The following is a 14,612-nucleotide window of genomic DNA, read 5'->3' as shown; positions in this document are numbered from 1 at the left end:
GCGAGAGACAAGGAGACTGGGATGCATATCCATCGACATTGGCTGGTGCTGGCCGGCCTGTTTGGCCTGACGGCCACCATGTTGGGAGCCTATGGTGCTCACGGCCTGGCGGCAACCGGCGTCACGCCTGAGCAATTAGCCGCGTTCAACACCGCGGTACAATATCAATTTTTTCACGCATTGGCCCTGCTGATACTGGGTTGGTGCGGTGTGCGCGGCAAGGTCATCACCTTTGCCGGCACTGCGTTTGTGCTGGGGATCCTGGGATTCTCAGGCAGTATTTATGCCATGGTGCTGCTTGGCAGCAAGGGGCTGGGGCTCATCACTCCGGCCGGTGGCCTCTGTTTTATGTTGGGATGGGCGGCTCTGATATGGGCTGGCTGTCGTCTTGGAGGAAAGAATGAATAATCTGCTGCTTTATTGCCGCCCCGGTTTTGAGAAAGAGGCGGCGGCAGAGATCACCGAACGTGCCAGTAACATGCAGTGTTACGGTTTCGCCCGGGTCAAGGACGACAGCGGCTATGTGATTTTCGAGTTGTATGACGAAGAGCAGGCCGATCTGCTGGCCCGCAAGCTGCCGTTTAAGGAGCTTATCTTCATCCGGCAGATGCTGGTGGTGACCCATGAACTGAAAGATCTGGATTTGTCCGATCGGATCTCGCCCATCATCGAGGCGGCTGCCGGCTATACCATCTGTGGCGATCTGCGGGTCGAAACCGCCGACACCAACGAAGCGAAAGAGCTGTCGGCCTTCTGCCGCAAGTTCACCGTGCCCCTGCGTCAGGCGCTGCGCAACAACGAGTTGCTGACCAAGAAGGAGACGCCGAACCGTCCGGTGTTCCACGCCTTCTTCATGGCCAACGATCACCTGCTGATCGGTTACTCCTATTCGTTCAACAACTCCGAATTCCACATGGGCATTCCGCGTCTGCGTTGCCCAGCGGACGCGCCAAGCCGCTCCAGCCTCAAGCTGGAAGAGGCCTTCTATGTGTTCGTGCCGAAGGAAGAGTGGGACACAAGGTTGACCTCCGGTATGAAGGCCGTCGATCTGGGCGCCTGCCCGGGCGGCTGGACCTATCAGCTGGTGCGCCGCGGCATGATGGTCACCGCCGTGGACAACGGCACCATGGCCCCGTCCCTGATGGAGACGGGCCAGGTCAAGCACCTGCGCGATGATGGCTTCGTCTGGCGTCCTAGCAAGAAGAACATCTACTGGCTGGTGTGCGACATGGTGGAGAAACCGGCGCGAGTCACACACATGATCGCCGACTGGTTCCGCGAGAATGACTGCCAGGAGGCCATGTTCAACCTCAAGCTGCCGATGAAGAAGCGCTACGCCGAGGCGGTGCACAACATCGAGGTGCTGCGTGGCATGCTCAAGGAGATCGACAATGCGTTCGTGATCCAGGCCAAGCAGCTCTATCACGATCGCGAAGAGATCACGGTGCACGTGTACAACAAATTCTGGGTCTCCAAGCTGGAGCCCAAGGTGTAACAGAGGGAGTCATCCCGTTGCACTCAAACAAAACCGGACGGGTTAACCCAGTCCGGTTTTTTTCATTTCAGGAGGCTTAGAAGCGGTAGTCGAAGGTGACCTTGGACTCGTCATCCGTGACCTTGAGTTCTACCTGTAGGGGAATGGTTCTGTCGGTCGGGTTGAACTGCATCTTGACCCCGTCCCCTCTCAGCTTGATGGCGGTATTGATGCCACCGGCGTTGAACTTGATCCTGGGCTTGTGTTTCTCGAAGGAGAGGCTGACGCTCTTCTCGGCGGTCAGATTCAGTCTCTGGTAGGGGGTGACTTGCTGGTTGCCATTGCTGTCGGTCATGATGTCCATGCCGAAGGATAATTGTTTGGGCGCTTTGAGCAGGTCGTTGGTGTCGATATTGGACTGCCAGACCTGCTTGGCTGGTTGCACATTCTGGGGTGGCGGGGTCAGCCAGGCGTTATCGATGGGTCTGTCTAATGCCATTGCAGCGCTGCTGAAAATCAGCAAGATAAACGTAGCACGCATAGTGGATCTCCTTATCCTCCCTTTGAACATAGTAGTCATCTGACGAGGGGGGTAGGGGGATCCGGTATAAAACAAAGGGAGCCGAGGCTCCCTTTTTAAATCATATAGTTAGCAGCAATTACAGACGGTCTATGATGGCCTGGGTAAATTCGCTGGTGGAGGCTGAGCCCCCCAGATCCCGCGTCACCCGATCACCGGACTCGATGGTCGCTCGCACTGCTTCGCGAATGCGTTCGGCCTTGTCCTGCATTCCCAGGTATTCCAGCATCTGGATGGAGGCGAGGATCACCGAGGTGGGGTTGGCGATGTTCTTGCCGGCGATATCCGGTGCCGAGCCGTGCACCGCCTCGAAGATGGCCGCGCTTTCGCCGATGTTGGCGCCAGGTGCCATGCCCAGCCCGCCGACCAGACCGGCGCAGAGATCCGAGAGGATGTCGCCAAACAGGTTGGTGGTGACCATCACATCGAAGCGCTCCGGGTACATCACCAGGTTCATGCAGGCGGCGTCGACGATCATCTCTTCGTTCTGGATATCCGGATAACGGGCCGCCACTTCACGTGCCACTTCCAGGAACAGGCCGGAGGTGGATTTGAGGATGTTGGCCTTATGGATGATGGTGACCTTCTTGCGCCCTTCCTGGCGGGCCAGTTCGAAGGCGAAGGTGACGATGCGCTCGGCGCCATCGCGGGTGATGATGCTCATCGCCTCGGCGCTCTGGTTGTCGCTGCTGCGCTTCTGGCCAGCCCCAGAGTACATGCCCTCGGTATTCTCGCGCACCGTAATGATGTCGATGTTGTCGTAGCGACTCTTGGTGCCCTTGAAGGAGATGACCGGGCGCACGTTGGCGTAGAGGTTGAACTTCTTGCGCAGGGAGACGTTGATGGAGGTGAAACCGCCACCGACCGGGGTGGTGAGCGGACCCTTCAGGCTGACCTTGTTCTTCTCGATGAGGTCCAGCGTGCTTTGCGGCAGCAGCTCACCGTGTTTCTCCAGTGCGACCAGGCCGGCATCGGCATAGTCGTAGTCAAAATCACAGCCGACGTGCTTGAGGATCTGGATGGCAGATTCGATGATGCTGGGGCCTATGCCGTCGCCCGGAATAACGGTAATTTTTCTTTTTGACATGAGAGGTATCCACTTCTAGGGAACAGAGGGGGAGGATTCGGCGGTTTTATACCATTTTTGCACCACTTTCTCCATGTTTCTTTACATTTATCCCACTTATGTCAACAGGGAACGGCCTCATCCGGTGGGTTGTGCTACCGGTCTGGCCTTAGCCATCGACTTGGGGCGGGTAGCGTATCTCCCGCAGGTTGAAACCGAGCGGAATATCGCGCTGCAGCCGCACCAGTCGTTGCGCCAGCAGCGCCTCGTCCTGATGCTGGCGCAGCTTGAGCAGAGGCTTGCCGGCCTCTTCCTGCTGGCAGGCATCGAGCAGGGCGGCCAGGCTGCCATGCTGGTGCAACAGCGCCGTGGCTGTTTTGGGGCCTATGCCTGGCACCCCCTTGATGTTGGAGCCGCCGATGCCGGTCAGGGCCCAGAAGTCCACCAGCTGCTCCGGGGTCACGCCATATTGCTGCTGGACGAAGGCCGTATCCAGCCAGCGTTTATTGAAATAGTCGCGGACCTGGATCTGTGGGCAGAGGAGCTGACAAAAACCCTTGTCTGTCGAGATGATGGTGGCCTGGTGCCCACGCTGGGCCACCCCATTGGCCAAGGTGGCAATAAGATCGTCCGCCTCGTCAGTCTGGGAGAGCAGGGCATCCACGCCGCACTCCCAAAACGCATCCTGCAGCTCGGCCAGCCCTTCGCGCAGCTCGTCCGGCATGGGCGTGCGCCCCTCCTTGTAGGCCGGATAGAGCTCCTTGCGCCAACTGTGCACTTCACCGTCAAACACCGCGATGACATGGGTCGGCTCGCTGCTGGCCAGCAGCTTCCTAGTGGTGTTGATGAGATTGGCGCGGGTGGCAATCAGCGCCTGCGCTGGACTCAGTGCCTGCTGGGCCTGAACGGCGTGCAGGCGGCGGATGAGGTTAAGGGCATCGATGATGAGCAGCTGTGGCCTGAGGTTTGACATGGGGGGCTCTTGGCAGTCGGGACCGCCCATTGTAACAAGCGTCGGGGGTCATGCTAACCCCAAATACACCCTGTGTAGGGTTATCGCCAAACCGTCAATAGGGATGGGACCATGCCGACGGGTACTCGCAGCGGCTTACTAAACAAAAAAAGGAGGCTCAAGAGCCTCCTTTTTGCAACTGCAGTACGTGGCTACGCTTTACTTCACGATTTCGTAGCAGGGAATGTATTGGCTGCCTGGCAGCTTCATCCGTTGCTGCCTGACGAAGCTCTCCAGCAGCCTGTCCATCAGGTGCATCAGCTCCTTGTCGCCGTGCAGCTTGAAGGGACCCTTCTTCTCTATAGCGCGAATGCCCCCTTCCTTGACGTTGCCCGCAACTATGCCGGAGAAGGCGCGTCGCAGGTTGGCGGCCAGCAACTGGGGCGGCTGGTTGCGGTGCAGATCCAGGCTGGCCATGCTGGCGTGATCCGGCTCGAACGGCAGCTGGAACTCCGGCTCAATTCGCAAAGACCAGTTGAAGGAGTAGGCATCGCCGACCGACTTGCGATACTCGCGGATCTTCGGCATGGCTTCTTTCATGACCCGCGCCACTTCCGGTGCATTGCCGATGATGATGCGATAGAGACTGGTAGCCGGCTCCCCCAGGGTGGCCTTGACGAAGTCGTCGATGGCGCGGAAGTAGTCGGCGCTCTCCTTGGGCCCGGTCAACACGATGGGGATGGGTTGGCGCTCGTTGGCCGGGTGCATCATGATGCCGAGCAGATAGAGCAGCTCCTCGGCGGTGCCGACCCCGCCCGGGAAGATGATGATGCCGTGGCCCAGACGCACGAAGGCTTCCAGCCGTTTCTCGATGTCCGGCAGGATCACCAGCTCGTTGACGATGGGGTTGGGCGGCTCGGCGGCGATGATGGACGGTTCAGTGAGGCCTATGTAGCGGCCGGTGCGGACGCGCTGCTTGGCGTGGCCGACGGCGGCGCCCTTCATAGGCCCCTCCATGGCGCCTGGCCCGCAACCGGTGCAGATGTTGAGTTCCCTCAAGCCAAGCTCACTGCCCACCGAACGGGTGTACTGGTATTCCACCTCGTTGATGGAGTGGCCACCCCAGCAAACCACCAGATTGGGATCGGCGCCGGGCAGGATCGCCTTGGCATTGCGCAAGATGGCGAACACCAGGTTGGAGATGTGGGTCGCGTTGGTCAGATTGACCCGGCTATTTGACTCCAGCTGGGCCGAGACATAGAGGATGTCGCGCAGCACGGAGAACAGGTGCTCCTGAATGCCGCGAATGATCTCGCCATCGACGAAGGCATGCTCGGGGGCATTGAACAGCTCGAGCTTGACCCCGCGCTCACGCCGGATCACATGAATGTCGAACGACTTGAAGCGCTCCAGTATCTCCTTGGAGCTATCGGTATGGCTGCCGGAGTTGAGCACCGCCAGCGAGCAGTTGCGAAACAGTTGATAGATGTCGCTGGAGGCGGTCTGTTTGAGGCGATCCACCTCGAGTTGTGACAGCAAGTCCATGCTGCCGACAGGATTGATGTGCGTAATCATAAGTTCCCCTTCACTCGTCTTGTTATCGTTGTGCTTTCCCTGGGGAGAAAACGGGATGCCGTGACATCCCTCGATTTCGATAGTAGAGGCAAGCGGTGGGGCAGGGGAATAGGGCAAGAGTGCGTTTGCGCGTTTTTTATGCAGCCATCAGGCCGGGTTCAGGCCAGATTGACCTGATCCCGTCCGGAATGCTTGGAGCTGTACAACGCCTTGTCGGCCCGCTCGAACGCATCCGTGGTGTGATCTCCTTCGCGAAACAGGGTGGCACCGATGGAGATGGTGATCTCGACCCTGGCATCCCGGAACCGGAACGGGATGCTCTTGATGGTCTGACGCAGGTTCTCCAGCGGCTTCTGGTACTTGTCCGGGTTGATGTTGGGCAACAGCACCACGAACTCTTCCCCCCCGAAGCGGGCGATGAAGTCGGTGTCACGCAAAGCACTCTGCAGCGCCTTGGCAACCACTTTCAACGCCTTGTCACCGGCCATGTGGCCGTAGTTGTCGTTGATGTTCTTGAAGTGATCGATGTCGATGATGGCCAGGCACAGGGGCGTCTGGTAGCGCAGCCAACGCTTGTATTCGAGCTCGAGTCGCTCGTCGAGGGCGGCCCGGTTGTGAACCTGGGTCAAGCTGTCGAGGAACAGCTTGTGCTTTTGAATGGTAAGCCGCTTCTTGTATTCGGCGGTCTCCTCCTTCATCAGCCGCAGCTTGGCCTCCATGTTGGAGAGGTGGGTGAGCAGGTGACGCTCACGACCGGCCATGGTGTCCCGCTCTTGCTGCAGACGGCGAATCGCATCCAGGTGACCACTGATGGCTCCCTTGAGCGCCTGCGGGGAGTCATGTCTGGTCAGGGTGTGGTCGATGGCCACGAGCTCCCGCTCTAGTGCCTGGCCGCTGAGCTGAGTTGCATTTTGCAGCGCCCGCCCCTCGTCCAGGGATTCGGTAAAGTTGAAATGGACGGCGGAGAGGCTCTCGTTGAGGCTGCTGAGGAAGGCCTGGGAGGATTTGCGCTCTTCCCGGGTGCCCTCGATGATGAGCTCGATGATCTGCAGGCAGATCTCGGCCAGCAGCGGCGGCGTGATGCCATTGAGCAGCTGGCGACGAATGTCGGCCAGGCTCTCGCCGACGGCGCCGGCGAAGTCGAGCTCGGTAATGAGCCGCTGCAACTCGTCGGCAATCTGGGCGTGTGCCTTCACATCGAATGGCGCCGTGGGCTCTGGCGTGGCCAGCTCGGTCACGTTGCTTTGGGCGGGGGCCGGTGTGAGCAGCGGCTGAGTCGGCAGCAGCTGGATCTTGATGGCCTGCTGGTAGAACTCCAGCAAGCGGATCACCTTCTTCTGATGATCGCCGATGCCATAGCCTTCCGGGCTTGCCAGAAACTCCTTCAACGAGCGACGGGTATCTTCCGGGAAGCCTTTGAGGGTCTTGAGCTGCTTGCTGCCAAGGTCGATGGCGGCCCGAGTCAGACTGATGGACTCTTCCAGCGCGTTGCCATGTTGCTGCAACAGCTTCTCGATGGCAGCCAAATCGCCGTCGAGGGACGAAAGCGGGGGATTGCCATCGAGTTTTTGCTTGAGTTTGGCGAGCCGACTGTCCAGTTCACGATCGTGACCACGGCAAGCTTGCATCAGTTTGCCGACAAACTGGATGCTACGAGTGCGTTCGGCGTCGGAGAAGCTGGCCATGCCATCTAGCTCCTGCTGTTTCTGCTGGAGGGATTCCCTGAGTCTTGCCAGTTGTCCTGTTACGGCAGCGATGTCATTCATTGTTCAGGTCGCCCTGTTGTCATTATCGTTTTTGTGTCGTCCAGCAACAGTTAGCCAATGAAAGACCCCGTTGAGTACCTTTTTTTTACGGATTGTCGGGCACTTTCGTCCGTGAGAGTGCAAGCCAATTAACCCATTGCTTTTCATGAGAAGAATTTACTTTTACCAGCCCCTTGTCAATTGCCATCAAGCAGCATTGCCACACATCGCCATTAAAAAATGCGGCCTGCTGGCAATCGATGGCCGCCAGCTCCAACCAGACACTTTGGCGATGTTTTTCACTGAGTTGCATGGCCCCTGACAGTGCGAGATAGCAGAGGTCGAACAGACCGTGGTGGTCGAGCGCCGTTGCCGCCTTTGGCAGGAAGGGGTGGCTGACGATACCGAGGCTGATGTTTCTGTCCAGCGGATAGTCGCAGGGGAAGGCGGCCAGGGTATCGAGCAGCTCTTGCGCCAGCTCATGCAACTGGGCGACGTGGCGTTGTGGCACCACATAGAGCAGATGACCCTCGCGCAAGTCGTAGATCCGGCCATCTTGCGGGGTCAGCTGGTTGATGTAGGTGCCAAAGGCCTGCTCTATCTCGCGGCTGACCTGATAGCCGTGTTGTTCCAGATTGTTGACCAAAAAAGGCACTCGAAACAGCAGGTAGTGCAACTTGTCGTCAAACTCGCTGGAGGGGCTCTCGCTTAAGTACCAGCGCTCGGATTTTTGCTGGCGCTTGGCCATCTCTCGTGGCCAGCGATTCATCAGCCGTTGCCAGTTGGCCAGGCCGCTGCGTGGCTCGATGAGCAAGGCTTCTTTGAGCTGCTTGGCGCTCAGGCGGGCGACCCGCAGCTTGAGCCAGAGCGTGAAGAACAGATAGATGAACAGCGCCAGCAGCAAACCGGTGCTGACGCTGGACCAGAGATAGCGCTCCTGCTGATGCTGGCTGATATCGAGTTTCTGCTCCAACTCCTTGACCTGCTGCACCCGCTCCACCTGGGCATAGTTGTCACGAACCGCTTCCTGCTCCTGATCCAGCTGCTGTTGGCGAATCAGCTCGCTGCGCTGGTGGAAATTCTTGTAGCTGTCGAGGGCCTGCCTGAGATAGCCCTTCTGCTCGTAGGCGACGGAGAGCAGGCGGAAGATCTCGAACTGGCGCCGGATATCGCCAATGCGGTTGGCCAGGGTCAGGGCATTTTCCAGCTGTAGTATGGCGATGCCCGCCTCCTGCTGTTTGAGATGCAATTCCCCGAGCAGCAGCAAGGTGTCGATCAAGGATTCCTTGTCATCCCCCAGCTCATGGGACTGACGCGCCGCATTGAGGTAGTTGCGTGCCAGGGTCAGGTTACCGGTCTGCAGGTAGGTCTTGCCTATCTCGAATTTGAGGTGGGCGATGCGGGTGCGCCCGGTGCTCTCGTCCAGCAGGTCCAGCGCATTGAAGAAATAGACCAGCGCCATGTTCATCTCGCCCTGCTCGCGGTTGAGGCTGGCGAGCACGATCAGCGCATCGCTGAGCAGGGACGGGTTGCCGAGGGCGTGGAAGTAGTTGGCGGCCTCATTGGCATATTGCAACGCCTTCTGCGGCTCCTGCTCCTCCTGATAGAGGTTGACGACCTGATTAGACAGCAGACCGAGGAACAGCGGATCCTGCAAGCCCTTGGCCTGCTGCTGGGCATCGATGTATTCGCCAAGGGAGAGCTGGGGTTGCCCCAGCGCATGATAGAGATCGCCCCCCACGGCGCTGACCCAGGCCCGTGCCAAGGGATTCTTGGCCTGCTCGGCCCACTGGCGGGCATCGGCCAGCTGGCGCTTGGCCACATCGAACTGCTGCCCCTCTATGCTGGCGTTGACGTGCAACAGCCGGCTGTATACCTGCAACTGACTCTCTTTGAGCTCAGGGTTGGTCAGCTGTTTGTCCAGCTCGTCGAGCAGGATGGCGCTGGCGCCATGGGATTTCTCCTGCAGGTTGCGGCTGCGCACCTTGAGATAGAGGCCATGAGCCAGCAGTTCGGACTGCTGCTCCTTCTCGGCCATGGCAATGGCCTGATCGAGCGCTTCCTGCGCCATCTTGAACTGCCCCAACTGCTGCAGACACTCGCCTTTGAGCAGGTGGGCGCCGGTGGCCTGGGTGGCCGTGCCGTAGTTCAGGATCGGCTCACGGTAACCGTATTCCTGACGGTTACTGATGATTTGCTTGGGATTATTGGCTGTGCGTTCGAGGAAGGAAGAGGCAATCTGGACACATCTGGCGGGATCGGTCAGCACCAGGGTCTGGGCCTGCTGCAGATCGATAGACAATTGCTCCTTGGCCAGATCCAGATCCGGAGCCGCCATTGAGGACATCATCATTGCCAGAAAAAACAGTTGATTCATTGGATTAAGAACAGCACAGGGGTGCAGGCATGTTATCCAAGCCCCCCCTGTGCGTCCAGAGTTTACTGATGAATGGGGCACAGAGCTGGCTATCTAAGCCCTCTGTGCCCAATGCGTGCAGAGTCTACTGGTGCGTGAGGCCGGCTTGGGTGCCCAAGCTCGCTTTGCCCCGCGCCCGGATGTTATTGGCGGATAAGGCGCAGGTTGGCGGGCACCGCTTCCCAGTCACTGCGAAACGGGTTGATGTCCAGCCCACCGCGTCGGGTGTAGCGGGCATAGACGGTCAGCTCGCTTGGGCGGCAGAAGTGCTTGAGATCGATGAAGATCCGCTCGATGCACTGCTCGTGGAATTCGTTGTGCTGGCGGAACGAGATGAGATAGCGCAGCAGTTTCTCCCGATCGAGGCGCGGGCCGCGATAGTGGATCACCAGGGATCCCCAGTCCGGCTGGCTGGTGACCAGGCAGTTGGACTTGAGCAGGTGGCTGTGCAGCGTCTCTTCCACTATGTCGGTGCTTGCCGCGCCCTGCAGCAGGGTCTGGTCGAATTCGTAATGGTCGATCTCGATATCCTGCTCATCGATGCACTCTCCCGGCAGGGTGGCTATCTGATGGGGGGCCTGGCCGAGCGGGAACAGAGTGACAGTGACCTCGCTGCCGGCGCAGGCACTCAGATCCTTGACCAGCAGGGCTTGCACCGCCGCCAGCGAGTCGCAGCGGGTCTGGTTGAAGGAGTTGAGGTAGAGCTTGAATGACTTGGATTCGATAAGATTCGGGCTGGTGGCAGGCACTGAGACCTCGCCGACCGCGACCATGGGTTTTCCCTTGGCATTGAGCCAGGAGAGTTCATACAGGGTCCAGACGTCATAGCCCTGGAACGGCAGCGTCTCGCCCAGCCCCAGATCGTCACGGTTCAGGCTGCGTGGCACGGGTTGCAGCAGCTCGGGGCTGTATTGGCTGATGTAGGCCGACTGCTGGCCCAGGCTCAGGCCCTGCAGCGCGCTGGCGCCCGCGTATCTCTCTTGTTTGCTCATGCTTGTCTGCTCAGGTGTTTGATGGTGCAATAGCCCGATTTTGCGGCCATTTTGGCGGTTATTGTGAGGAATTTCGATGTCGGATCAAGTCTTGTCTGCCCTGAAGCAGTTTTTTTTGCGCTGGCAGCGTGATGGCGAGGCGAGGCGAGGCCTGCCGCTGTGCGAGTGGGAGGCGGATTGGCGCTCTCCCTGCGAACTCGATGCTCCCAAGGAGGGAAGAGTGGCCTGGCGTCCTGTGCAACGCAGCGAGCCGAGCGACTTCACCGCCATGGCCGAGGCGCTGGAGCTGAGCCTGCATCCCGCTGCCCTTGTCCTGTTCGGTCACTGGTTCAGTCGCCCTATTCCTTGCTCGTACAAGGGGCTTCGCATCGAACTCATCCTGCCGTGGAACGAGGCCGATCTGGACTTGCTCAAGGAGAACCTCATCGGCCACCTGCTGATGTTGCGCAAGCTCAAGCGTTCGCCGTCGCTGTTTATCGCCACCACCCGCAACGAGATGACGCTGATCTCGCTCGATAACGAGACCGGCCAAGTCTGGCTGGAATGGCTCGACTCCGGCCGCCGCCTGCCGCTGGCCCCCTCACTGCCCGATTTCCTTGGCAGGCTGGAGACCTTGCCTCACTAGACCTGGTGCTGCGCCAAGCACGAAGCGCCCAAGGTGGCCGGCATGGATTGATGCGGTCGACAAAAGAAGGGCCTTGCCATCCGGCAAGGCCCTTCTTTGTATCCGTCGTATTCTGCTGGCAAGCCCAGAGGCTTAATCCTTGAAATCCCAGGAGAGGTTGGATACCAGCCGGCAGGGATCGCACTTGAAATCGAAGATCTCGTGCAGCGGGGCCGCGAGTGCCCAGTCGCCACCACAGCCGGGGCAGGGGCGCGCCTGCTCCGCCGCCTTGCTCAGCCCGCCGACCCGATAGAGATAGTAGTAAGTCGGAATGCCGCTGAGGGCCTCCAGCCGCCTGACGAGATCGCTGCCACGGCGCTGCAGGCGACTGCCCACCTCGCCAATCTCGTGCAGCACCGCGTGCTCGGCGATGGAGCCGTTCATCTGCAACTGATCGCAGGCCTCCCAATCTTCCTGCCACTTGATGATCTGTTTGTGGTCGCCGTTGGCGATGGCGGGCAGGCGGTAGAGCGGAATGGGGGCGAAATGCTCGCCGCAGCGCAGCGGCGAACAGCTGTGCAGGAAGCTGGTGTAGAGCAGCATCCAGCTTGGCCGCTCACCGCTATGACCACAGGGATCCGTGCTGTCGGAGAGCAGATCCATCCCTAGCAGGTGCAGCTTGGGGGCGAGCAGACCCGCCTGGTGCAGGCCCTGCTCGGCCAGCGCGACCTGCTCGCTCTGGTTGTCTGGGTGCAGGCTGTCTTGCTCGGGGCAGACCACCCGGGTGACGAAATGGCCATCCTGCATGCTGGTGGGAAACTCCCGCCCCAGGATCTGGCCCTGATAGCGCAGCATGTCGAGGTAGTTGACGATGGCCGGCTCGGCCTCGCCAAGGGAGGTGTCACGGTAGCATTCAAAGCAAAGTTCGAGGATATACATGGCGGCGCGTCAGTCTGGTTGGCGCTTGAGCAGCAGGTCGGTCAGGCGATCGACCTTCTGCTCGAGCCGATGGAGTTGCTCACTCAACTGCTGCAGGCTGACGACCTCCGTTGGATTTGCCGGGACCACTGCTGTGGTGGCGGGCGCGGGTTCGGCCGGGTGGGGCTGCTGCTTCCACTGGCTCAACACCTTGAGCAGCTCGGCCATGGGCACGGGTTGACTGAGGCGGGCCTTGACCATGGCGGTGGAGGGGGTGATCCCCTTGGCGCTCAGTTCGTTGGCGATGCGGATGATCTCTTGGGCGGACATCTGGTTTCTCACTGCGACCTGAATGGCGGCCGTCTTGCTGCAGGCGGATGGGAGCTGAGAGCTTAATCAAAGCCTGGCCGTCAGGAAAGCGGAGTGAAGGGGGATGGTTCATTTTGTTGGGGGCGGGTTCACATCAGGGGGGCGTAATCGGTTACTTGGGCCGAGCCTCATCAGAGCCTGCCAGCAGGGCGTGGGGAGGAAATGGCCGGGTCAGTTTGCCCGGCGCAGCATCACATCCAGTTGGTCGATGGCATCCGACCAGTCGGAATCGTTCCAGAGTGCATCGCGCAGGAAGCTGGCCTGGGAGGGACTCCAGAAGTTGGCCTCGGGCAACAGAGTCTGGTTGTTCAGACGGTGCTCGCGAATGAAACGGTGCAGGCTTACTTCGTCATTGGCCAGCCCCAACTGGGCGAACAGGGCGGGCATGTCGTGGGTCAGCAATTCCATCTCGGCTCTCCTTTTAAGGGCGATTGTCGAGAATTATAGCCAGCCTCGTCGTCATTGCGCCGCGAACCCGGCTAGGAGGGCAGGCGATGCGCCGGCAGTTCGATACCGGCGACATGGAAGCCCTGCATGCAGAGCTGGCCCTGATAGTGGCTCTCGCCGTCGCTGGAAAACTCAAACTGGTAATAGGTGAGCAGCCGCAGCGGCTTGTGTCCCAGCGCCCTGTGGGTGCGTGCCAGTGACAGCAGTTGCAGATCGTGATGCTGGCAGTAGCGTCGCATGTATTGCCAGGCCACTTCCGCCTGGCGACGCTGTTGCCAGAAGGCCCAGCCGACGAGGATCAGCAGCAAGATTCCAAGCATTTCTCCCATCAACGGGTTCCTTCTGTGATGTATGAACGGGGAGCGATCCGCACGCCTGCGATGCGGATCGCGCCAATCGACAGTGGCTATGCCGAGGCGAACAACCGACCTATGGCCTGACCGAGGGCATCGCTGCGCTCGGGGTCACGCAATCTGGCCAGCATATCATCCCGCAGGGCCGGCAGGGTCACCAGCTCGGCAAACACCTGATTGAAGAACTGGGTCGGTTGCAGCGCCAACTGCTCCAGAAACAGGCTGAGTAGTTCGGGTGCCTTCAGATCGGGCCAGAGACGGCCGGCGATGGCGAGCAGCAGCGCAGGGCTTGGCTGGGTTTGCAGCAGGGTCAGCAGCTTGTTGCTGCGCAGGCTGTTGCCTGGGCAGGAGGCCAGTGCCCGGCACAGGTAGGCCAGGGTCTCGGCGTTGGGCTCGCTGCACTCTTGCTCCTTGCCGATGCGCTCAAGCAGCGCCCCTTGAACTGCCGGAGGCAGGGGGGCGTTTTCCAGACTCTGGCACAGGGCATAGAGCGGCGCCTGGGGCAGTTTCGGCAGTGCCTTGCACACCAGCGCCAGGTTGCGCTCGTCTTGCAGCCGCTCCGCCAGATCGGCGAAGCCTTGCAGCCCCAGCGTCTGCCAGCCTTCATCCCCTGGCGCCGCCAGATAGTGACAGAGGGCGTCATAGTAGGCAGACGGTGCCTGCTCCAGCTGGCGGGCCAGCTTGGCGTGCAGGCTGGCCATCTTGGCTTCGGCCGGGCGGAAGGTGTAGGGATTGTCAGCCAGCCGCTCGGCCTTCTCTTCATCCAGCTCGCCGGTGAGCTTATAGCCCAGCGTTTCTATCACCTGATCCATGAAGTGCTTGGGGCCGGCGCCAATGAGCAGGCCGCGCTCATCAAGCGCAAACTTGAGGAACCAGAGGTAGTGCCTGGATTCGGCAGGCTGGAAGAAGTGCACACCGAGCCAGGCGTGTTGCTGCAGCGGCCAGGGATAGGGCTCCTGCTGCTGTTCGATGCGGGCGAAGAGATCGCTCGCCAGTGGGCGCACCTGGCGCCCCATGTCGAACAGCTGGAATTGGGTATCAGCCTGGGTCAGGAATTCGGTCAAGGTATTGATGTCAGACATGAGAGGGTCCGGCTAAAGGTGTTGTCGGCGATTATAAGG

Annotated in this window: 15 protein-coding genes; 3 read left to right on the top strand and 12 right to left on the bottom strand. The window is 60.0% G+C overall.

Going from position 1 to position 14,612, the window contains the following annotated elements; all coding sequences use genetic code 11:
* The first annotated feature begins 21 nt into the window (after positions 1–21).
* Both BN1137_RS07295 and rlmM read left to right on the top strand, forming a co-directional pair.
* Entirely contained in the window at positions 22–408 is a 387-nt protein-coding gene (locus BN1137_RS07295) for a DUF423 domain-containing protein (RefSeq protein ID WP_050717968.1), read from the top strand.
* Positions 401–1,495, top strand: a complete 1,095-nt coding sequence (gene rlmM, locus BN1137_RS07290; protein WP_050717967.1) for a 23S rRNA (cytidine(2498)-2'-O)-methyltransferase RlmM — start codon at positions 401–403, stop codon at positions 1,493–1,495. Before BN1137_RS07295 ends, rlmM begins: the two co-directional genes overlap by 8 nt.
* Before the next feature lie 76 nt (positions 1,496–1,571).
* On the opposite strand, the gene BN1137_RS07285 is transcribed toward rlmM, so the two are convergent.
* From BN1137_RS07285 to queF, 7 genes are all read right to left on the bottom strand, one after another.
* Positions 1,572–2,015, bottom strand: coding sequence for a hypothetical protein (locus BN1137_RS07285; protein ID WP_050717966.1), 444 nt, complete (start codon positions 2,013–2,015; stop codon positions 1,572–1,574).
* A 118-nt stretch (positions 2,016–2,133) separates the two neighbouring features.
* Positions 2,134–3,141, bottom strand: a complete 1,008-nt coding sequence (locus BN1137_RS07280) for an isocitrate dehydrogenase (RefSeq protein WP_050717965.1) — start codon at positions 3,139–3,141, stop codon at positions 2,134–2,136.
* 148 nt (positions 3,142–3,289) lie between these two features.
* On the bottom strand, positions 3,290–4,093 hold the full coding sequence (gene xni / locus BN1137_RS07275) for a flap endonuclease Xni (protein WP_050717964.1): 804 nt from the start codon (positions 4,091–4,093) through the stop codon (positions 3,290–3,292).
* A gap of 198 nt (positions 4,094–4,291) precedes the next feature.
* Positions 4,292–5,647, bottom strand: coding sequence for a nucleotide 5'-monophosphate nucleosidase PpnN (gene ppnN / locus BN1137_RS07270; RefSeq protein ID WP_050717963.1), 1,356 nt, complete (start codon positions 5,645–5,647; stop codon positions 4,292–4,294).
* Between the two features lie 158 nt (positions 5,648–5,805).
* Positions 5,806–7,413, bottom strand: coding sequence for a GGDEF domain-containing protein (locus BN1137_RS07265; RefSeq protein WP_050717962.1), 1,608 nt, complete (start codon positions 7,411–7,413; stop codon positions 5,806–5,808).
* 85 nt (positions 7,414–7,498) lie between these two features.
* Positions 7,499–9,769: a hypothetical protein gene (locus tag BN1137_RS07260; RefSeq protein ID WP_050717961.1), complete on the bottom strand. Its 2,271-nt coding sequence runs from the start codon at positions 9,767–9,769 to the stop codon at positions 7,499–7,501.
* 182 nt (positions 9,770–9,951) lie between these two features.
* On the bottom strand, positions 9,952–10,800 hold the full coding sequence (gene queF, locus BN1137_RS07255) for an NADPH-dependent 7-cyano-7-deazaguanine reductase QueF (protein ID WP_050717960.1): 849 nt from the start codon (positions 10,798–10,800) through the stop codon (positions 9,952–9,954).
* 76 nt (positions 10,801–10,876) lie between these two features.
* Between queF and syd the strand changes: the two genes are divergently transcribed.
* Entirely contained in the window at positions 10,877–11,425 is a 549-nt protein-coding gene (gene syd / locus BN1137_RS07250) for a SecY-interacting protein (protein ID WP_050717959.1), read from the top strand.
* Between the two features lie 132 nt (positions 11,426–11,557).
* On the opposite strand, the gene BN1137_RS07245 is transcribed toward syd, so the two are convergent.
* From BN1137_RS07245 to BN1137_RS07225, 5 genes are all read right to left on the bottom strand, one after another.
* Positions 11,558–12,343 (bottom strand): Zn-ribbon-containing protein, encoded by a 786-nt coding sequence (locus tag BN1137_RS07245; RefSeq protein WP_050717958.1) that lies wholly within the window; start codon positions 12,341–12,343, stop codon positions 11,558–11,560.
* Between the two features lie 9 nt (positions 12,344–12,352).
* Positions 12,353–12,652, bottom strand: a complete 300-nt coding sequence (locus BN1137_RS07240; RefSeq protein WP_050717957.1) for a DNA-binding protein — start codon at positions 12,650–12,652, stop codon at positions 12,353–12,355.
* Positions 12,653–12,862: 210 nt separating this feature from the next.
* The gene (locus BN1137_RS07235) at positions 12,863–13,099 is read right to left on the bottom strand and encodes a DUF2789 domain-containing protein (protein ID WP_050717956.1); all 237 of its coding nucleotides are present in this window, start codon (positions 13,097–13,099) and stop codon (positions 12,863–12,865) included.
* Between the two features lie 71 nt (positions 13,100–13,170).
* Entirely contained in the window at positions 13,171–13,467 is a 297-nt protein-coding gene (locus tag BN1137_RS07230; protein WP_050717955.1) for a DUF3301 domain-containing protein, read from the bottom strand.
* A 77-nt stretch (positions 13,468–13,544) separates the two neighbouring features.
* Positions 13,545–14,573 (bottom strand): DUF3549 family protein, encoded by a 1,029-nt coding sequence (locus tag BN1137_RS07225; RefSeq protein ID WP_050717954.1) that lies wholly within the window; start codon positions 14,571–14,573, stop codon positions 13,545–13,547.
* Positions 14,574–14,612 lie beyond the last annotated feature (39 nt).

It is taken from the genome of Aeromonas tecta (genome assembly GCF_000820185.1).
In the GTDB taxonomy this organism is placed as follows: Bacteria; Pseudomonadota; Gammaproteobacteria; order Enterobacterales; family Aeromonadaceae; genus Aeromonas; species Aeromonas tecta.
This window is presented reverse-complemented; position numbering and strand designations above follow the sequence as displayed.